Genomic DNA, 19,121 nt, shown 5'->3' on the forward strand with positions numbered 1-19,121 from the left:
TTCGTTCGAGAGGTGTTCGTGTCGCCTGCAAGTTCGACTCGCTCGAAGCCACAAGAGCTGAACGAGCCCGTCATTCAGCGACTGCTCGAGCGTGGGCGCTCGCAGGGTTTCCTCGAGTCTGAGGATGTCCGTCAGGCCTTCGAGGAGGCGGACATCCCCATGTCGCACGCCGCCGCGTTCTTGCGGAACCTCAGCAAAGAGGGCGTGACCGTGGTGGTGACCGCCGCGGATTCGGCTGCGCCGAAGAAGTCTCGTGGTCCAGCAAAGCGCCGCACCGCCGCCCCCGTCAAGACCAAGACGGCGGCGGCCGCCAAAGAGCAGCAGCCCGAGACCGTGACCGCGGTCGTCGGCGCCGCAGAAGCCGAGCCGGCCGCCAAGAAGGCGGCCCCCGCGAAGAAGGCCGCTCCGGCGGCCAAGAAGGCCGCGGCACCCGCCGCCGCCAAGAAGGCCGAGCAGAAGACCGCAGCTGGGCCTGCCGACACCAAGCCGAAGGCTCCCGAGGGCGCGCGCGGCGAGACCGACGAGGTCGAGGACCTCGAGCTCGACGGCGACGTGGAGCTGGAGGACCTCGAGGACCTCGACGTCGAGGACATCGTCGAGGAGGACTCCGACGCCGAGGGCGACAGCGAGGACTCCGACGACGAGGAGACCGACGAGCCCAAGGCCGCCGAGATCGCCGCGACGCAGAAGACCGAGGACGAGGTCCTCATCCTCTCCGACGACGACGATGACGCCCCCGTCGCCCAGGTGGCGGCCGCGGGCGCCACCGCCGACCCGGTGAAGGACTACCTCAAGCAGATCGGCAAGGTCCCGCTGCTCAACGCCGAGCAGGAGGTCGAGCTCGCCAAGCGCATCGAGGCCGGCCTGTTCGCCGAGGAGCAGCTGGGCAGCGGCGAGGCCGACGGCCTGCCGGTCGACGTCCGCGCCGAGCTGGAGTGGATCGCCGAGGACGGCCGCCGCGCCAAGAACCACCTGCTGGAGGCCAACCTCCGGCTCGTGGTCTCGCTGGCCAAGCGCTACACCGGCCGCGGCATGCTCTTCCTCGACCTGATCCAGGAGGGCAACCTCGGCCTCATCCGGGCCGTGGAGAAGTTCGACTACACCAAGGGCTACAAGTTCTCCACCTACGCCACGTGGTGGATCCGGCAGGCGATCACGCGAGCCATGGCCGACCAGGCGCGGACCATCCGCATCCCGGTCCACATGGTCGAAGTGATCAACAAGCTGGCCCGCGTCCAGCGGCAGATGCTGCAGGACCTCGGCCGCGAGCCCACGCCGGAAGAGCTCGCCCGTGAGCTGGACATGACGCCCGAGAAGGTCGTCGAGGTCCAGAAGTACGGGCGCGAGCCCATCTCCCTCCACACGCCGCTGGGCGAGGAGGGCGACAGCGAGTTCGGCGACCTCATCGAGGACTCCGAGGCCATCGTTCCGGCCGACGCCGTCAGCTTCACGCTGCTCCAGGAGCAGCTGCACTCCGTTCTCGACACGTTGTCGGAGCGGGAGGCGGGCGTCGTGTCGATGCGCTTCGGGCTCACCGACGGGCAGCCCAAGACGCTGGACGAGATCGGCAAGGTCTACGGGGTCACCCGTGAGCGCATCCGCCAGATCGAGTCCAAGACCATGTCCAAGCTCCGTCACCCGTCCCGCTCCCAGGTGCTGCGCGACTACCTGGACTGAGCACCAGGCACACCAGAAGGGGGCTCCACCGGTCCGATGGCCGGCGGAGCCCCCTTCTGCTGTTCCCGGCCCCCGACATCGCCGGGGACTGGATCCGTGTCAGAAGTCGTCGTGGTAGTAGCCGGCGGCCCTGGCCTCCTTCTGCGTGCAGAAGAACCTCTTGTGGAACGGCGTCACCGCGTAGTCCTCCTCCCCGGGGACCAGGTAGCCCGGGGCCGCGCCGTCACTGCCTACGACGGGCAGGCCACCGCACCTGACCACGTGGTAGGGGTAATGGGCCATCCCGCCGACCAGCGGCGCGACCGGTGCGAGCGCGTACACCGCCACGGCCGCGACCAGCGCGCGCAGCCAGTCCGGCCGGAAGCGCAGCAGGGCGAGCAGGATCAGACCCGCGAGGTAGGCCAGCGTGAACAGCACCAGGTACGCCACCGCGAACAGCGCCCACGACCGGCCACGCAACGCGACGATCATCGCGACCACGCCCAGCGCGGGCACCCCGATGACGAACGCGGCCAGCCACGCGCTCGCTCGCTGAAACGACCTCATGCATGGTCGGATGATCAAATGCGTCCGTTGGTTCTCGGGCGTGGCCAGGCCCTTCCGCGCGTCGGCGTCAGGACAGATGGACGTCCAGCGTCCAGGCGCGGCCTGGCCGGGGCGGGGGAGTGAGCTCGACCGCGCGGCCGAGCTCGGTGAGGATCTTGGCCAGTTCCTCGGGCGACGAGGGGACGGTGTCGTGCAGGAACAGGTCGCGGGCGATCTCGCCGCGGGTGGCCTTGGCCATGTGGCTGACGACCTTGCCGGCGCGGAAGACGCGCACCGCCACCGACCGCTCGCCCGGCTGCCACACGCCCGCGTACGTCGCCGAGCGCATGTCCACCACCAGCCCCGGCACCGGGTCGAGCGCCTTGGCGAGCAGGGGCCGCCAGAAGGCCGACAGCCCGCCGAGCGGCGGCAGGCTCACGCCCATCGACAGCCGGTAGGGCGGGATCCGGTCGTCGATCCGCACCACGCCCCACAGCCCCGAGAAGATCAGCACCGACTCCTCGGCCCGCCGGCGCGCCTCGCCCTCCAGGGTGCCGAGCCCCAGGTTGTCGTACAGGACGCCGGTGTAGAGCTCGGCGGCGGGCAGCGTGGGGGCGGTCTTCAGCGCGGTGTTCTTGTCCAGCTCGCCGGCCAGGCCGGGCGTCAGCCCGAGCACGTCGAGGGCGTCGCGGCGCTTGGAAGCGCGGACGAGCGCGTTCAGCACCCGCCGGCGGGCCCGGTCGAGGGCGGGGAAGGACAGCTCGCCGACGGGCGGGCCGCTTCCCTCCGGGGCCTTGCCCTCGGACGGGGGCAGCAGTGTCAACACAGGTCACTAGCTTATGGGCGACCTGGTCCGGCCCTGGTCGTGACCCGTCGGCTACGCTGCGCTGGTGGATTTCGACCGACTTGTCCATGAAGCGTGGCCGGCGTACGAGCAACACGAGCACGACGGGTGGGTGCTGCGGTACGCGGGCGGCGTGACCAAGCGGGCCAACTCGGTGCTGCCGCTCGGCCGTCCGGCCGACCTGGTCGCCGCGATCGCGGCCGCCGAGGCGTTTTACGGCGACCGCGACCTGCGTCCGGCCTTCTCGATGGGGCCCGGCGCCATGCCCGGCCTGGACGAGGAGCTGGAGCGCCGGGGGTACGAGCTGGTCGATCCCACTCTCGTGATGACCGCCGGGTCGCTCGCGCCGTGGCGCGGGGAGCGCGTCAGGATCGAGGACCAGCCGTGGGCCGACTGGCTCGACACCTGGTGGGCCGTGGACGGCCGGTACGAGAGCGGCCTCGCCCACGCCGCCCGCGTCTGCGCCGGCGTCCCCGCCTGGTACGCCGCCTACGAGGAGAACGGCGAGACCCTGGCCGTGGGCCGGGCCGTCCCCCAGGGGGACACGCTCGGCGTCTACTGCATGGCGACCCGCCCGGAGGCGCGCCGGCGCGGCCTGGCGCGCACGATCCTGCGGGCGCTCGCGCACCACGCGGGGACCGGCTCCGCCTACCTGGTCACCACCGCGCCCAACGAGGCCGCCCAGGCGTTGTACCGCAGCGAGGGCTTCGAGGTGGCCGCGCGCTACCACTACCGGGTGCGCTGAACCCGGATGTGACAAGGATCACAGCAAGCAGAACGGCCACCCCGGGCAGACCCGAGGTGGCCGTTCTGTTGGATATATGCGGTTATGTCGAAACGACAGGCACTGTGGATCAGCGCTCGCCGTCGGGGGCGTTCGTCGGGGTCTTGCTGAGTCGAGCCGACTCGTCCAGGATGTCGGCGCCCTTCTCACGCAGCGCCGCGATGTGCTGACGCCCGTGGTGGGCGCAGAACAGCAGCTCCCCGCCTACTGGCAGGGTTGCGCGAATGTAGGCCTGGGCGCCGCAACGGTCGCAGCGGTCGAGGGCCGTCAGCGGCTTAACGGGGGCGAGTGCTCCAGTCACGTATCGCCTTTCGGGTCACCCCCGCCGAAGCGAGGATCTGGCGTCAGTCACTTGGAACAACATCTAACCGGACGTGGGCCTTCCCAACCTCCCCCGCTGTACGCCGAGAGCGGAATGTGTCCGAAAGTAATGAGGATCAGCCGGTTGGTAACGAGAAACATGCCGCCGTGGCAAGCTTGTACGCGTGCGCAAGGGAAGAACGGTAAGCTGCGCACACGTGTTCGGATGCTCAACACCAGGGGAGCTGGAGTGACGCTAGTGGAGGCGGGTTACACAGCTCGTCACCTGTCGGTGCTTGAGGGCCTCGAAGCGGTCCGCAAGCGCCCGGGCATGTACATCGGGTCCACCGACAGCCGCGGGCTGATGCACTGCCTCTGGGAGATCGTGGACAACGGCGTCGACGAGGCGCTGGCGGGCTACTGCGACCGCATCGAGGTCGAGCTCTACGCCGACGGCTCGATCGAGGTCCGCGACAACGGCCGCGGCATTCCCGTGGACGTCGAGCCCAAGACCGGCCTGGCCGGCGTCGAGCTCGTCTACACCAAGCTGCACGCGGGCGGCAAGTTCGGCGGCGGCTCCTACGGCGCCTCGGGCGGCCTGCACGGCGTCGGCGCCTCGGTGGTCAACGCCCTGTCGGCGCGGCTCGACGTCGAGGTCGACCGCGACGGGCGGGTCCACGAGATCAGCTTCCGGCGCGGCGTCACCGGCGTCTTCGACGGCGACGGGCCCACGGCGAAGTTCAGGAAGAAGTCCGGCCTGCGCCTCGGCGACAAGCTCCCCGCGGGCGCCACCGGCACCCGGGTGCGCTTCTGGGCCGACAAGCAGATCTTCCTGCCCGACGCCGAGGTCTCGCTCGACGAGATCCACGTGCGGCTGCGGCAGACCGCGTTCCTGGTGCCCGGCCTCACCCTGGTGGTCTACGACAGCAGGCACGAGGAGCGCATCGAGGAGGAGTTCCGCTTCGAGGGCGGCATCTCCGAGTTCGCCGAGTTCCTGGCCCGCGACGAGCCGGTCTGCGACGTGCTGCGGCTGCAGGGCGTCGGCCACTTCCACGAGACCGTGCCGGTCCTCGACGACCAGGGCCACATGACGCCCACCGAGGTCCAGCGCGAGCTGAGCGTCGACGTGGCGATCCGCTGGGGCAAGGGCTACGAGTCCACCGTGCGCTCGTTCGTCAACGTGATCGCCACCCCCAAGGGCGGCACCCACCTCACCGGCTTCGAGCGCGGCCTGCTGCGCACGATCAACGAGGTGCTGCGCGAGACCCGGCTGCTGAAGAACGGCGACGACCCCGTCACCAAGGACGACATCCAGGAGGGCCTGACCGGCGTCGTCACGGTCCGGGTGCCCGAGCCGCAGTTCGAGGGCCAGACCAAGGAGGTGCTCGGCACCTCGGCGGCCACCCGCATCGTCTCCTACGTGGTCTCGCGCGAGCTCAAGGAGCTGTTCGCCAACCCGCCGCGCGGCTACAAGCAGCCGCTGCGGGCCGTGCTTGAGAAGATCGTCGCCGCCGCCAAGGCGCGCATCGCGGCCCGCGAGCACCGCGACAACCAGCGCCGCAAGAGCGCGCTGGAGAGCTCGGCGCTGCCGGCCAAGCTGGTCGACTGCCGCAGCGAGGGCGTCGACCGCAGCGAGCTGTTCATCGTCGAGGGAGACTCCGCGCTCGGCACCGCCAAGCTGGCCCGTGACTCGGAGTTCCAGGCGCTGCTGCCGATCCGCGGCAAGATCCTCAACGTGCAGAAGGCGTCGGTGAGCGACATGCTCAAGAACGCCGAGTGCGCCGCCATCATCCAGGTCGTCGGGGCGGGCTCGGGCCGCTCGTTCGACATCGAGGCCGCCCGCTACGGCAAGGTCATCCTCATGGCCGACGCCGACGTCGACGGCGCCCACATCCGCTGCCTGCTGCTCACCCTCTTCTACCGCTACATGCGGCCGATGGTGGAGGCCGGGCGGGTCTTCGCCGCGGTGCCGCCGCTGCACCGCATCGAGCTCACCAACCCGGGGCGCGGCAAGGACAAATACATCTACTGCTACTCCGACGCGGAGCTGCAGAAGGTGCTGCGCGACCTGGAGCGGCGCGGCAAGCGCTGGAAGGACCCGGTGCAGCGCTACAAGGGCCTCGGTGAGATGGACGCCGACCAGCTCGCCGAGACCACGATGGACCCGCGCCACCGGATCCTGCGCCGGGTGCGCATCGAGGACGCCGAGGCGGCCGAGCGCATCTTCAACCTCCTGATGGGCAGCGACGTCGCGCCGCGGCGCGAGTTTCTCGTCACCAGCGCGGCCGAGGTCGACCGCGACGCGATCGACGCCTGACATTCAGGACGCGACGCGTTCGACGTCTGAAAGGCCCTTCAGGTCGTCCGGAAAGCTGTGCCCCTCCCCAGGTGTGGGGGAGGGGCTGTTCGCGCGCTCACGACGCCCTGACGGCCCTGGCGGGCGATCTCCGGCGCGCCCGTCCGAGGTCGTTCAGTAGTCGACGGGGGAGAGCCGGCCGGTGCGGACGTCGTAGATGGCCCCGGTCACCGGCATTCCGGTCGGCAGGAACGGGCTCGTCCTGATGCGGGTCAGGTCATGCCGCAGCGCCGCCCACTGGTCGGGCACCGTGTGGAAGTCGAGGCTGCGGGTGTCGACGCCGCGCTCGGCGGTGAGGTCGTGGATGTCCTCGTCGGTGACCTTGGTCATCCCGCAGTCGGTGTGGGGCATGACCAGCACGCGCTCGACGCCGAGCACGTAGACGCCCACCACGAGGGTGCGCAGCACGTCGTCGGTGACGCGGGCGCCGGCGTTGCGGAGGATCTTGGCATCGCCCGGTTTGAGCCCGAGCAGCCCGAGGGGGTCGATCCGGGAGTCCATACAGGTCACCACGCCCAGCCCACGGGCGGCGCGGCCGGTGAGATCGGAGCTTCCGAACTCCTTGGCGAACTCAGCGTTGGCGGCAAACAGGTCGTCGAACGCACTCATGGCACCGATGATCCCCCATGTCAGAAGGGTGGTCGTCACCGGGGGGCGGACGACACGCGCCCGACTTCGCAAACCTCCCACGAAAACTTGTCACCATGCGTGATGATGTCGTAGCCCAAAGTGCGTGACCCACGTGCTCAGCCCAATGGACGTGATCGAAGAAGGTCTGTCGTGAGTAGGTCAGAATCGCTCGCCGCGTATCTCCGTGCCCAGGCCCGGCGGAGCCTCGACCGGGTCGAGGCCAACGACGGCGGCCGCAACGCCCGGTGCGCGCTGGCCCTCCTCGACACCGCCGCCTACGCGGCCGGCCTGCCCGAGGACGACCCGCTGCTGCTCCTGCTGGAGGAGGCGGGCTGTTTCGGCCCGCTGGGAGGCGAGGAGTTCGATCCGGGGGAGGCCGGCACCCGGCTGATCCGGCGCTGGGAGGGCGGCGAGCCGCGGGAGCTGCTGCTGTCCCTGCCGGCCGTGATCGCCGTCTGAGCGGGATCCGGCCGGCGAGGTGTGCCGGATCACCGATCGGGTAACGGTTCCCGTCCCCCCGGCGGGACCCCTTCGACGCCCTGAGAGGTGACTGATGAGCGGCATCGCGCAGTTCCGTACCGTCGTGCTCGACACGCCCGACCCCAAGGGCCTGGCCGAGTTCTACTCCCAGCTGCTGGGCTGGCCGATCACGTCCGCCGAGGACGACTGGGTGGTGATCAGCGACGGCGGCGCGCCCAAGCGCCTCGCCTTCCAGCTCGCCCCCGACCTGCGGCCCAGCACCTGGCCCGACCCCGAACGGCCGCAGCAGATCCACCTGGACCTCCTGGTGAGCGACCTCGACGAGGCCGAGAAGCGGGTGCTGGAGATCGGCGCGGTCAAGCACGAGCACCAGCCGGACGAGGAGGACGACGACTTCCGGGTCTTCCTCGATCCGGCCGGGCACCCGTTCTGTCTCTGCCTGAGCTGACCCCCGCTAGCGGGCGGCCTGCGCCAGCAGGTCCACCGCCTTTCTCAGGTGGCCCGCGGCCAGCTCGTGGTCCGCGGACGCCTGCAGGTCGGGCCGCCGGCCCCCGCTCTGCGCCAGGTCCCTGGCCACCGAGACGACGGCGTCGGACTGGGCGAAGGCGGCGGTGCGGGAGCGTTCGAGCAGCGTGGCGGCCGTGCCCACGGCGGCGAGGACCGCGCGGGCGTCGCGGGCCGTGCCGTCCGCGTTCCAGTTCCGGCCGGCGAGAGCCGGCGTCAGCGCCGCCGCGGCGGCCCTGGCCGGGCCGTCGCCCGTGGCGAGCCGGTCGCGCGCCGCCTTGAGCCGGTCGCGGGCCGGGTCGGTGCGCAGGCCCCACCCGTACGGGAAGAGCGGGTCGTAGGCGGCGTCGCCCACGTTGATCGGGATCTGCGCCGCCGTACGGAACCAGGTGAACGGCAGCCGCCCGGTGTACGGCACGGCCCCGAACAGCGGATCGGCCACGCCGTCACCCTCGGTGCCCGGCAGCCAGGCGGCCACCACGGCCTCCATGCCCGACAGGTCGCCCAGCAGCATCGGACGGCCGGAGACGACGAGCACGACGCACTTCATGGCCCCGCACACCCGGTCCACCGCGGCCCGGTCGGCGGCCGACAGCTCCAGCGTGCGGCCCTGGCGGCCGACGTCGCCGAAGCCCTCCGCGTACGGGGTCTCGCCCACGACCACCACGCCCACGTCGTGCCCGGCCAGCCCGGCCGAGGCGTCGGGCGAATAGGTCACGGAGGCGGCGCGGCCCCGGATCGCCTGCAGGATCGTCGTGCCGGGCGTGATCGGCCCGGACGAGCCCTGCCAGCTGATCGTCCAGCCGCCGCTCTGGTTGCCGATGTCGTCGGCGTTCGAGCCGGCCACGTACACCTTGGACGCGCGGCTCAGCGGCAGCAGACGACCGTCGTTCTTCAGCAGGACCTGGGACTTCGCGGCGGCCGTGCGCGCCACCGCGCGGTGCGCCGCGGAGCCGACGTCGCCGAGGTGGGTGCGGTCGGCGTAGGGGCGCTCGAACAGGCCCAGGCGGAACTTCTGGGTCAGGATGCGGGCGACGGCGTCGTCCACCCGCGACATCGGCACCCGTCCGGCCTCGACCTCGGCCTTGAGGGTGGCGGTGAAGTCCGGGTAGGCGTACGGCACCATGACCATGTCGATGCCGGCGTTGATCGAGGTGCGCACGTCGCTCGCGTAGTCGCCGGGGATCTGGTCGATGGCCTGCCAGTCGGTGATCACGAAGCCCTTGAAGCCGAGCCGGCCCTTGAGCGTGTCGGTGAGCAGTTCCCGGTGCGCGTGCATCTTCACCGGCCCGGCGCCGAGGTCCACGCTGGAGAACGACGGCATGACGGTGGCGACCCCGCGCCGGACCGCCTCGGCGAACGGCGCCAGGTGGATCTCCTCCAGCTCCTTCCTGCTGACCCTGGTGACGCCCTGGTCGATGGTGTAGTCGCCGGTCGTGGAGGAGCCGTACACGGTGCCGCCGTCGCCGGCGTAGTGCTTGGCGGTGGCCAGCACGCCGTTGTCCTGGAGGCCGTCGATGACCGTGGCCATCCGGCTGACCAGGGCGGGGTCCTCGCTGAACGACTCGTACGCGCGGCCCCAGCGGTCGTCGCGCGACACGCACAGGCACGGCGCGAAGTTCCACGGGACGCCGGTGGCCCTGACCTCGCGGGCGGTGACCTCGCCCGCCTTCTCGACCAGGCCGGGGTCGCGGGCGGCGCCCAGGCCGACGTTGTGCGGGAAGATCGTGGCGCCGACCACGTTGTTGTGGCCGTGCACGGCGTCCACGCCGTAGACGAGCGGCACCTGCAGCCGGGTGCGCCGGGTCTGGAGCTGGAAGGCGTCCACCATGTCGGCCCACGCGCGCGGCGTGTTGGGCGTGGGCGTGGAGCCGCCGCCCGACAGCAGCGAGCCGAGGTGATAGGCGGCGATGTCGCTCTGCCTGGCCAGCGCCATGCGCTCGGCCTGCGTCATCTGGCCGATCTTCTCCTCCGGCGTCATCCGGGCGAGCAGGTCGGCGACGCGCTCACGTACGGGCCTGCGCGCGTCCAGGTACGGCAGGCCGTGCGCGTCGATCACGATGACCGGGGCCTCGGCGGGCGGCCGGACGCCCGTGCCGGACAGCTCGACCGGGATGGTCTCGGCCACCTCGTTCGCGCCGTCCTTGAGGATCTTGACGGTGAACGAACGGGACGACCCGGACGCCGTGCCGGCCGGGAAGGTCAGGGTGCCCTCGGCGGGGGTGTAGTCCGCGCCTGGGGTGGCGGTGCCGGAGCCGGTCCGGTAGGCGACGGTGAGCGCGTCCGCCAGCGGCGCGCCGGTGGCGGTGGTGACCGTGACGCTCACCTTGGCCTCGGACCGCTCGCCGACCGGGTAGACCGGCCGGTCGGTGCTGAGGCGGGCGGGACGCGGGGGAGCGGTGCCGTACAGCTCGACCTGGTCCCACTCCAGGGAGCCGGAGGCGGTGGGCAGGCGCATCCCGTAGCCCCACATGGCGATCAGGTCCAGCTCGCCGTCCGCGGGCGCGCCGCCCGGCTGGTAGTCGGCGCGGCGGGTGAAGTCCGCGAACGGCACCTTGACCTGCCGCCAGCCGGCCGCGTCGTCGGTGAAGGAGGACTCGAACAGCTCGGCCGCGCCGGGGCCGGAGCCGCCGTCCTTGATCTCGAAGAAGATGCGGCGGCCGGAGCCCTCGCCGTTCACCCAGAAGGAGAAGCCCTCGTACGGGGACCAGTCCTGGCCGGCCGTCAGGTCCTGGGACCAGCCGCCCCACTGGCTGATGGCGTAGCCGCTCCTCAGCACCCGGTTCCCGGCCGGGGCGCCGGGGCGGGCCGAGCCCGGCTCGATCGTGAGCGTGGGGGTGGAGGCGGCGTCGTTGCCCCAGGCGGACACGCCGGCGGGGACGGCGTCGGACTCGAAGTCGGCGAGGACCGGCAGGTCGGCGGCGGCCCGGGCGGGTGCGGACGGCGCGGCGAGAAGCGGGACCAGCAAGGCCAGGGCTGTCACCCATAAGGGGGGTCTGCTGCGGAACACGGGGATACCTCCCGATTCAGAGAGCGCTCTCCCTGTGTGATCGGTGACCGCCCGGGTTTCATAACAGTCCGAGTCAGGACAGAGTGAGGATCTTCCACCCGTGCGCGGGGACGAGACACGGATCGCCGCCCGGCGCGGACGCCTCCGCGACGGCGAGTCCCGTCTCGTCCAGCGGGAAGCGGTAGGGCTCGTCGCCCACGTTGAGCAGGGTCAGGACGCGGCCGGGGCCCGCCGCCTCCAGCGCGACGGCGGTGTTGGTGAGATGGGGCAGGCTCGTACGGGCCCGCGCCAGCCACGGATGGCGGCGGCGCAGCCCGATCAGCCGCTGGTGCAGCCGGTAGACCGGCCACCCCGCCGGGTCCAGCTCCTCCGGCCGCCCGGGGAAGGCGGGCCGGACCGCGTCGTCGCCGCCGGGCCGGTCCTCCTTCACCCCGCGAAAGCCCTGCTCGTCGCCGTAGTAGACGCTCGGCAGCCCGGCCACCGTGAACAGCACGGCCAGCGCGTGGCCGAGGTGCCGCTCGTCGTCGAGGCGGCTGGCGAGCCTGGTCACGTCGTGGTTGCCGGCGAACGTCAGCGGCGTGAACGTGTCCAGCAGCTCGTCGTGCCGCTTCAGCGCCCAGGCCAGCTCGAAGAAGTTGCCGTCGTTGAGCGAGCTCCAGAGGGCCTTCCACAGCTCGTACTGGGTGACCGAGTCGAGGCCGCTCTCGGCCACGTAGGCGGCGTAGTCGCCGTGGATCACCTCGCCGCCGAACCACGCCTCGGGGTGGCGCGGACGGACCCGCGCGAGCGCCCGCCGCCAGAACGCGGCCGGCATCGCGTACGCGGCGTCCAGCCGCCAGCCGGACGCGCCGCGCGCCAGCCAGTGGTCGAGGACGCCGACGACGTGGTCGAGCACGTCCGGATGCTCGTGGTTGAGCGTCACCAGGCCGTGGTGACCCTCGAACGTGCGGTGCCCCTCCCCCTCGGGGACGAACCAGTGGGCGTGCGCCGGGTCGCCGAACAGCGGATGGCCGCGCCCCACGTGGTTGAACACGCCGTCGAGGACGACCCGCAGGCCGCGGGCGTCCGCGGCGGCCACCAGGCGGTCGAAGTCGGCCTCGTCGCCGAGGCGCGGGTCGAGGCGGAAGTGGTCGACCGTGTCATAGCCGTGGGTCTCGGCGGCGAAGATCGGGCCGAGCTGCAGGCCCGAGCAGCCGAGCTCCACGGCGTAGTCCAGCCAGCCCTCCAGGGCGCGCAGGCGGTGGCGCGTGGGGGCGCCGGGTGGCAGGGCCACGGCCTCGGCGGCGGTGAAGCCGAGAGGGTAGACGTGCCACCAGATCGCATGCTCTTTCCACGACGTCACCCCAGTGAGCCTAACTCCGCGCCCCCGGCCCGCGAGACGTCGAGGCGGGCCGGGGAGCGGCGGGGCTACTCGTCCTCCGCCCTCGCGTCGGACGGCGGGAGCGCGGGACCGGAGGCGAGGGCGCCGCCGACGGCGCCGATGGTGTGGGTGAGGCGGACGCCGGAGCCGTCGCGCCGCCCCAGCTCATCCGGCAGCGGCACCGGCTTGCCCACGGACGAGACCGCCTTGGCTGGCGAGGGCCCGGCCCAGGCCAGCAGCAGCTCGTCCTCGCCCTTGAGGAAACGCTGCGCGCGTACGCCGCCGGTGGCCCGGCCCTTGGCGGGGAACTCCGCGTAGTCGGACATCTTGCCGCCGCCGACCTGCGTGCCCGGCAGCGCCGTGGACGAGCCGGCCACGGTGACCACCACGGCGGGCCGTTCGGGATCGACCGCCCCGAACCAGATCACCCGGGCCCCGCCGTCCAGCCGGATGCCCGCCATGCCGCCGGCCGGGCGGCCCTGCGGGCGTACGAGGGAGGCCGGGTAGCGCAGCAGCTGCGCGTCGGAGGAGATGAACACGAGGTCGTGCGACTCCGACTCCAGCTCGACCGCGCCCACCACGGTGTCGCCGTCCTTGAGGGTGATCACCTCGAAGTCGTCGCGGTTGGCCGGGTAGTCGGGCACCACCCGTTTGACCACGCCCTGCTGCGTGCCGAGGGCCAGGCCGGGCCCGTCGGGGTCGAGCGAGCCGAGCCCGACGACCCGCTCGTCGGGCTGCAGGGAGACGTATTCGGAGACCGGGTGGCCGCCGGACAGCGACGGCGGCGCGCCCGTGGGCGGCAGCGTCGGCAGGTCCACGACCTGCACCCGGATCAGCCGGCCGAGCGAGGTGACCACGCCGACCTCCCCGCGTACGGAGGTGCGCACCGCCGAGACCAGCACGTCGTGCGCGGACCGCTCGCCCTCGCCGGGCAGCGGCGTGGCGTCGGCCGTGCGGGCCAGCAGGCCGGTGGACGACAGCAGCGCGAGGCACGGGTCGTCGGCGACCTGCAGCTCGACCACCGCGGTGCGGCTGACGCCCGCGGCGTCCAGCAGGACGGTGCGGCGCGGCGTGCCGTATTTCTTGGCGACGTCGGCCAGCTCGCCGGAGACGACCTGGCGCAGCTTGGTCTCCGAGGACAGGATCTCGGTCAGCTTGGCGATCTCGCCGGTCAGCGTCTCCTTCTCGGCGTCGAGCTCCAGCTTGTCGTAGCGGGTCAGGCGGCGCAGCGGCGTGTCGAGGATGTAGGCGGCCTGGATCTCGGTGAGGTCGAAGACCTCCATGAGGCGGGTGCGTGCCTGCGCGGAGTCGTCGGAGGAGCGGATGACCTGGATGACCTCGTCGATGTTGAGCAGCGCGACGATGAGGCCGTCGACCAGGTGCAGGCGCTCCTCGCGCTTGCGGCGCCGGAACTCCGAGCGGCGGCGTACGACCTCGACGCGGTGGTCGACGTAGACCTGCAGCAGCTCGCGCAGGCCCAGCGTGCGCGGCTCGCCGTCGACGAGCGCCACGTTGTTGATGCCGAACGACTCCTCCATCGGCGTCAGCCGGTAGAGCTCCTCCAGGACGGCCTCGGGGATGAAGCCGTTCTTGATCTCGATGACCAGGCGCAGGCCCTTGTGCCGGTCGGTGAGGTCCTTGAGGTCGGCGATGCCCTGGAGCTTCTTGCTGGTCACCAGCTCCTTGATCTTGGTGACGACGCGCTCGGGGCCCACGTTGTAGGGCAGCTCGGTGACGATGATGCCCTTGCGCCGCGGCGTGATCTGCTCGATCGAGCACCTGGCCCGCATGCGGAACGTGCCGCGCCCGCTCTCGTAGGCGTCGCGCACGCCCTGCAGGCCGATGATCGTGCCGCCGGTCGGCAGGTCGGGGCCGGGCACGAACTCCATCAGGTCGTCGAGCGTGGCGTCCGGCTTCTTGATCAGGTGGCGGGCCGCGGCGACGATCTCGACGAGGTTGTGCGGCGCCATGTTGGTGGCCATGCCGACCGCGATGCCGCTGGTGCCGTTGACCAGGAGGTTGGGGAAGGCCGACGGCATGACGACCGGCTCGGTCTCCTGGCCGTCGTAGTTGGGCTTGAAGTCGACGGTGTCCTCGTCGATGGACTCGACCATGAGCATCGCCGCCGGGGCCAGCCTGGCCTCGGTGTAACGCATGGCGGCCGGCAGGTCGTCGGGGGAGCCGAAGTTGCCGTGGCCGTCCACGAGCGGCAGGCGCATGGAGAAGGGCTGCGCCAGGCGGACGAGGGCGTCGTAGATCGCCGAGTCGCCGTGGGGGTGCAGCTTGCCCATGACGTCGCCGACCACGCGCGAGGACTTGACGTGGCCGCGGTCGGGGCGCAGGCCCATCTCGGCCATCGAGTAGAGGATGCGCCGCTGCACGGGTTTGAGGCCGTCACGCGCGTCGGGCAACGCCCGCTGGTAGATCACCGAGTAGGCGTACTCCAGAAAGCTCGTGCGCATCTCGGAGGAGACGTCGATGTCGACGATGCGCTCCTCGAAGTCCTCTGGCGGGGGTGCTGTCGTGCGTCGGGCCATGTCGAACATTGTGCCGAAGGTATTCGGGTGCCCGCGACCGGCTCGCGGATCGAGCGCCCTTGACCAAGCAAGCGCTTGGGTCGTACGTTCGGGGCACCGGTTCCCCTGACTCCGGAGACGTCATGATCGAGTTCCGTCCCGTGACCAAGCACATCGGCGCCGAGGTGACCGGGGTCGATCTGCGCAAGCCGCTGTCGCAGGAAGAGGTCGCGACCCTGCGCGAGGGCTGGCTCAAGCACCTCGTGCTGTTCTTCCGCGACCAGCACATCGACGACGAGCAGCACCTGCAGTTCGCCCTGAACTTCGGCACGCTCAACCACCCCGCGTTCAAGAAGGACGCCGGCAGCCCCATCCACGTGCTCGACCAGACCTCGCCCAAGGGCGAGGGCGGCGACGAGTGGCACAGCGACAACACCTTCGAGCCCACCCCGCCGATGGGCTCCCTGTTGCGCTGTGTCCAGCTCCCCAGCGTGGGCGGCGACACCTGCTGGGCCAACACCTACCTCGCCTACGACTCGCTCTCCAAGCCGCTCCAGCGCCTGTGCGACGAGCTGACCGCCGTGCACGACATCACGATGTCGATGAGGAAGGCCATCTCCAAGGGGCACCCGTTCGACCTGGCCGAGATCCAGGCCAAGTGGCCGCCCATCGAGCGGCCGGTGGTGCGGGTGCACGCCGAGACCGGCAGGAAGGCGCTGTTCGTCAACCGCGCGTCCACGACCCGCCTGGTCGGGCTCACCGACCGCGAGAACGAGGCGCTGCTGCCGATGCTGATCGACCACATCCGCTCGCCCGAGTTCCAGTGCCGCCTGCAGTGGCGTCCCGGCACGCTCGCCTTCTGGGACAACCGTCCCACCCAGCACTACGCGGTCGCCGACTACACCGAACGCCGCCGCATGCACCGCGTCACCATCAACGCCTTCCCGGAGCACGCCGACCGGTAGCCGGCGGTCACGTTCCGGCGTGGAGGCGCGAAACGTCGGAGGGAGCTGGTAACAAGGAGGGCATGATTGATGCCCCCGACGCCGAGGTGTTGCGCGAAGAGGCCGAAGAGCGCCTGCGGGCGCTCGCCGGCGAGCACGCCGTGCTCCGTGACGACCAGTGGGCCGCCATCGAGGCGCTGGTCGTCGACCGGCGGCGGGTGCTCGTGGTGCAGCGCACCGGCTGGGGCAAGTCGGCCGTCTACTTCGTGGCCACCGCGCTGCTGCGCGAGCTGGGCGAGGGGCCGACGGTCATCGTCTCGCCGCTGCTCGCGCTCATGCGCAACCAGATCGCCGCCGCCGAGCGCGCCGGCATCAGGGCCGTCACCATCAACTCCGCCAACCCGGAGGACTGGGAGGAGATCTACTCCCAGGTCGCCGACGGCCTGGTCGACGTGCTGCTGGTCAGCCCCGAGCGGCTCAACAACCCCGACTTCCGCGACAACGTGCTGCCCGAGCTGGCCGAGAGCGCCGGGCTGGTCGTGGTGGACGAGGCCCACTGCATCTCCGACTGGGGGCACGACTTCCGGCCCGACTACCGCAGGCTGGCCCGGCTGTTCGAGGAGCTGCCGCCCGGCATCCCCGTCCTCGCGACCACCGCCACGGCCAACGCCCGCGTCACCCGCGACGTCGCCGAGCAGATGGGCGAGGACACGCTGGTGCTGCGCGGCCCGCTGGAGCGCGAGAGCCTGCACCTGTCCGTGGTCCGCCTGCCCACCGCCGAGCAGCGCCTGGCCTGGCTCGCCCAGACGCTGCACGAGCTGCCGGGCTCCGGCATCGTCTACACCCTGACGGTGGCCGCCGCCCACGAGGTGGCCGGCTACCTGCGCGAGCAGGGCCACGAGGTGGCCGCCTACTCGGGCCAGACCGATCCGGCCGAGCGGCTCGCCGCCGAGGAGGCGCTGCTCGCCAACAAGATCAAGGCGCTGGTGGCGACGAGCGCGCTCGGCATGGGGTTCGACAAGCCCGACCTGGGCTTCGTCGTGCACGTGGGCGCTCCGCAGTCGCCGGTCGCCTACTACCAGCAGGTCGGCAGGGCCGGGCGCGGCGTCGAGCGGGCCGAGGTCATCCTGCTCCCCGGCGCCGAGGACCGCGACATCTGGGCCTACTTCGCCTCGCTGGCCTTCCCGCCCGAGCCCGTCGTCCGCGCCACCCTGGCGGCGCTGGAGGAGCGCGGCGTCATGTCCACCCCGGCCCTGGAGACCGCCGTCGACCTCAGCAGGAGCCGGCTGGAGATGATGCTCAAGGTGCTCGACGTCGACGGCGCCGTCCGCCGGGTCAAGGGCGGCTGGGAGGCGACCGGCGAGGAGTGGTCGTACGACACCGAGCGCTACACCCGCATCGCCGCCGAGCGCCGCGCCGAGCAGGAGGCCATGCTCGGCTACCTCACCACCACCGAGTGCCGTGAGCACTACCTCCGCCGGCACCTCGACGACGACGCGGCCCACCCCTGCGGCCGGTGCGACAACTGCACCGGCAGGCACCGCTCGCCCGACATCGCCCCCCAGGCCGTCGAGCAGGCCCGCGAACGGCTGAGCCGCCCCGGCGTCGAGCTGGAGGCCCGCCGGCAGTGGCCGACCGGCCTGTCCGACCTGTCCGGCCGGATCAAGCCCGAGCTGGGCGCCGAGCCCGGCCGCGCGCTCGGCCGGCTCACCGACATCGGGTGGGGCAACCGGCTGCGCGAGCTGTTCCACGGCGGCGACGGCCCGGTGCCGGACGACCTGCTGCGGGCCGTGATCCAGGTGCTGGCCGCCTGGGACTGGCGCGATCGGCCGGTGGCCGTGGTCAATCTGCCGTCGGCGTCGCGGCCGCAGCTCGTACGCTCCTTCGCCGAACGCCTGGCGCAGATCGGCCGGCTGACCTACCTGGGCGAGCTGGGCTACCGGGCGGGCTCGCCGGGGCAGCAGTTCAACAGCGCCAAGCGGGTGCAGGCGATCCGGGCCACGCTCGCCATGCCCAAGGACCTCGCGGGGCGCGTCGCGGAGTGCGGCGGCCCGGTGCTGCTCGTGGACGACCGGGTCGACACCGGCTGGACGATGACGCTCGCCACGGCCCTGGTCCGGCACGCGGGGGCCCCCGCGGTGCTGCCGCTGGCCCTCGCCACGGTCAGTTGACGCCCACCGGCCCCCGGGTGGGGGCCGGAAGGGCGGGTGGGCCCGTACGGCTCGGGTTAGAAGGGCGGGCGGGCGCCCAGGTGCATGATGGCCTTAGCGGCCAGGCGGCAGCCCGAGGCCAGTGACTCGGCCGGCGGCTTGCCCTCCAGCCACGGCGGCAGGAACCCGGCGCAGAACGCGTCACCCGCGCCCGTGCCGTCCACGATCTTCTCGACCGGCTCGGCGGCGGCGCGTACGGGGTCGGGGCGGCCGTTGCTGTACCACAGCGCGCCCTCCTTGTTCATCTTGATCACGACCTGCGGGAACCACGCGGTCAGCACCTTGGCCGCCGCCTCGGCGTCGTCGCGGCCGGTCAGCACCTTGGCCTGGTCGATGTTGGCGAACAGCAGCTTGGCGCCGTTGGTCCACTCCAGGAACGGCTCGGCCCCGGTGCGCTCCAGCGGCGCCGACGAGGCGCAGTCGACGGAGATCGACATCCCGGAGCGCCTGGCCATGTCGAGCGCGGCGAAGCCCGCCTCGCGCGAGCCCTCGTTCATCAGCGTGTAGCCGGACAGGTGCAGGTGGGCGCCCGAGGCGAACAGGTCGCGCGGCAGGTCCTCGGGGGACAGCGCGGCGTTGGCGCCGGGGTCGGAGAGCATGGTGCGCTCGCCCTTGTGCGTCACCAGCACCACGCAGGTGCCGGTGGGCCGCTCCGGATCCATGACCAGGCGCGCGTCGACGCCGTAGCCCATCAGCTCCATGTCGCGGTTGCGACCGGTGATGTCGGCGCCCCTGCGGCCGATGAAGGCGACCTCGGCGCCCTCGACGGCCAGCCAGGAGGAGATGTTGGCCCCGGACCCGCCGCCGTGCATGGTGACGACCGCCGGGGTGTCGCTCGCTCGGGCGAGCGCATAACGGGCGCGCGCCACCGCGTCGGTCATGAGATCGCCCACCACGACGACCCGCGTCATGATGCCACCACCTTGCTGCCTTCAGAACGACCCTGGCCACGGCAAAACTAACAGCTTCCGGGCCGACCGT

The 19,121-nt window shown here is 71.8% G+C and carries 15 protein-coding genes; 7 read left to right on the top strand and 8 right to left on the bottom strand.

What is annotated here, in order from left to right:
* The first annotated feature begins 18 nt into the window (after window positions 1-18).
* Entirely contained in the window at window positions 19-1,677 is a 1,659-nt protein-coding gene (locus ACBR40_RS38840) for an RNA polymerase sigma factor (protein ID WP_344212719.1), read from the top strand.
* Between the two features lie 99 nt (window positions 1,678-1,776).
* Here the strand turns inward: ACBR40_RS38840 and ACBR40_RS38845 are convergent, their stop codons facing one another.
* Together ACBR40_RS38845 and ACBR40_RS38850 are read right to left on the bottom strand one after the other, a co-directional pair.
* Complete coding sequence (locus ACBR40_RS38845; protein ID WP_371251933.1) at window positions 1,777-2,223, bottom strand: hypothetical protein; 447 nt, start codon at window positions 2,221-2,223, stop codon at window positions 1,777-1,779.
* 67 nt (window positions 2,224-2,290) lie between these two features.
* Window positions 2,291-3,028: a YaaA family protein gene (locus ACBR40_RS38850; protein WP_371251934.1), complete on the bottom strand. Its 738-nt coding sequence runs from the start codon at window positions 3,026-3,028 to the stop codon at window positions 2,291-2,293.
* A 64-nt stretch (window positions 3,029-3,092) separates the two neighbouring features.
* Between ACBR40_RS38850 and ACBR40_RS38855 the strand changes: the two genes are divergently transcribed.
* Entirely contained in the window at window positions 3,093-3,791 is a 699-nt protein-coding gene (locus tag ACBR40_RS38855) for a GNAT family N-acetyltransferase (RefSeq protein ID WP_344212713.1), read from the top strand.
* Window positions 3,792-3,900: 109 nt separating this feature from the next.
* Here ACBR40_RS38855 and ACBR40_RS38860 read toward each other — a convergent pair whose 3' ends face one another.
* The gene (locus ACBR40_RS38860) at window positions 3,901-4,131 is read right to left on the bottom strand and encodes a hypothetical protein (RefSeq protein ID WP_329592346.1); all 231 of its coding nucleotides are present in this window, start codon (window positions 4,129-4,131) and stop codon (window positions 3,901-3,903) included.
* A gap of 225 nt (window positions 4,132-4,356) precedes the next feature.
* Between ACBR40_RS38860 and ACBR40_RS38865 the strand changes: the two genes are divergently transcribed.
* Entirely contained in the window at window positions 4,357-6,447 is a 2,091-nt protein-coding gene (locus tag ACBR40_RS38865; RefSeq protein WP_371251935.1) for a type IIA DNA topoisomerase subunit B, read from the top strand.
* Window positions 6,448-6,600: 153 nt separating this feature from the next.
* Here the strand turns inward: ACBR40_RS38865 and ACBR40_RS38870 are convergent, their stop codons facing one another.
* Entirely contained in the window at window positions 6,601-7,095 is a 495-nt protein-coding gene (locus ACBR40_RS38870; protein ID WP_344212709.1) for a carbonic anhydrase, read from the bottom strand.
* Between the two features lie 171 nt (window positions 7,096-7,266).
* Between ACBR40_RS38870 and ACBR40_RS38875 the strand changes: the two genes are divergently transcribed.
* Both ACBR40_RS38875 and ACBR40_RS38880 read left to right on the top strand, forming a co-directional pair.
* Window positions 7,267-7,575: a hypothetical protein gene (locus ACBR40_RS38875; RefSeq protein WP_329592352.1), complete on the top strand. Its 309-nt coding sequence runs from the start codon at window positions 7,267-7,269 to the stop codon at window positions 7,573-7,575.
* Between the two features lie 94 nt (window positions 7,576-7,669).
* A complete protein-coding gene (locus tag ACBR40_RS38880) occupies window positions 7,670-8,044 on the top strand; it encodes a VOC family protein (RefSeq protein WP_344212705.1) in 375 nt (124 codons plus the stop codon).
* Window positions 8,045-8,050: 6 nt separating this feature from the next.
* Here ACBR40_RS38880 and ACBR40_RS38885 read toward each other — a convergent pair whose 3' ends face one another.
* From ACBR40_RS38885 to ACBR40_RS38895, 3 genes are all read right to left on the bottom strand, one after another.
* Window positions 8,051-11,068, bottom strand: coding sequence for a glycoside hydrolase family 3 N-terminal domain-containing protein (locus ACBR40_RS38885; RefSeq protein WP_371251936.1), 3,018 nt, complete (start codon window positions 11,066-11,068; stop codon window positions 8,051-8,053).
* A gap of 115 nt (window positions 11,069-11,183) precedes the next feature.
* On the bottom strand, window positions 11,184-12,452 hold the full coding sequence (locus ACBR40_RS38890; RefSeq protein ID WP_371251937.1) for an alpha-amylase family protein: 1,269 nt from the start codon (window positions 12,450-12,452) through the stop codon (window positions 11,184-11,186).
* A gap of 65 nt (window positions 12,453-12,517) precedes the next feature.
* A complete protein-coding gene (locus tag ACBR40_RS38895) occupies window positions 12,518-15,016 on the bottom strand; it encodes a DNA topoisomerase (ATP-hydrolyzing) subunit A (protein ID WP_371251938.1) in 2,499 nt (832 codons plus the stop codon).
* Between the two features lie 113 nt (window positions 15,017-15,129).
* Between ACBR40_RS38895 and ACBR40_RS38900 the strand changes: the two genes are divergently transcribed.
* On the top strand, window positions 15,130-15,951 hold the full coding sequence (locus ACBR40_RS38900) for a TauD/TfdA dioxygenase family protein (RefSeq protein WP_371251939.1): 822 nt from the start codon (window positions 15,130-15,132) through the stop codon (window positions 15,949-15,951).
* Window positions 15,952-16,013: 62 nt separating this feature from the next.
* The gene (locus ACBR40_RS38905; protein ID WP_371251940.1) at window positions 16,014-18,101 is read left to right on the top strand and encodes a RecQ family ATP-dependent DNA helicase; all 2,088 of its coding nucleotides are present in this window, start codon (window positions 16,014-16,016) and stop codon (window positions 18,099-18,101) included.
* A gap of 56 nt (window positions 18,102-18,157) precedes the next feature.
* On the opposite strand, the gene ACBR40_RS38910 is transcribed toward ACBR40_RS38905, so the two are convergent.
* On the bottom strand, window positions 18,158-19,051 hold the full coding sequence (locus tag ACBR40_RS38910) for a carbohydrate kinase family protein (protein WP_371251941.1): 894 nt from the start codon (window positions 19,049-19,051) through the stop codon (window positions 18,158-18,160).
* Window positions 19,052-19,121 lie beyond the last annotated feature (70 nt).

Origin of the sequence: Nonomuraea sp. AD125B, from assembly GCF_041402765.1 — a bacterium.
Taxonomy (GTDB): domain Bacteria; phylum Actinomycetota; class Actinomycetes; order Streptosporangiales; family Streptosporangiaceae; genus Nonomuraea; species Nonomuraea bangladeshensis.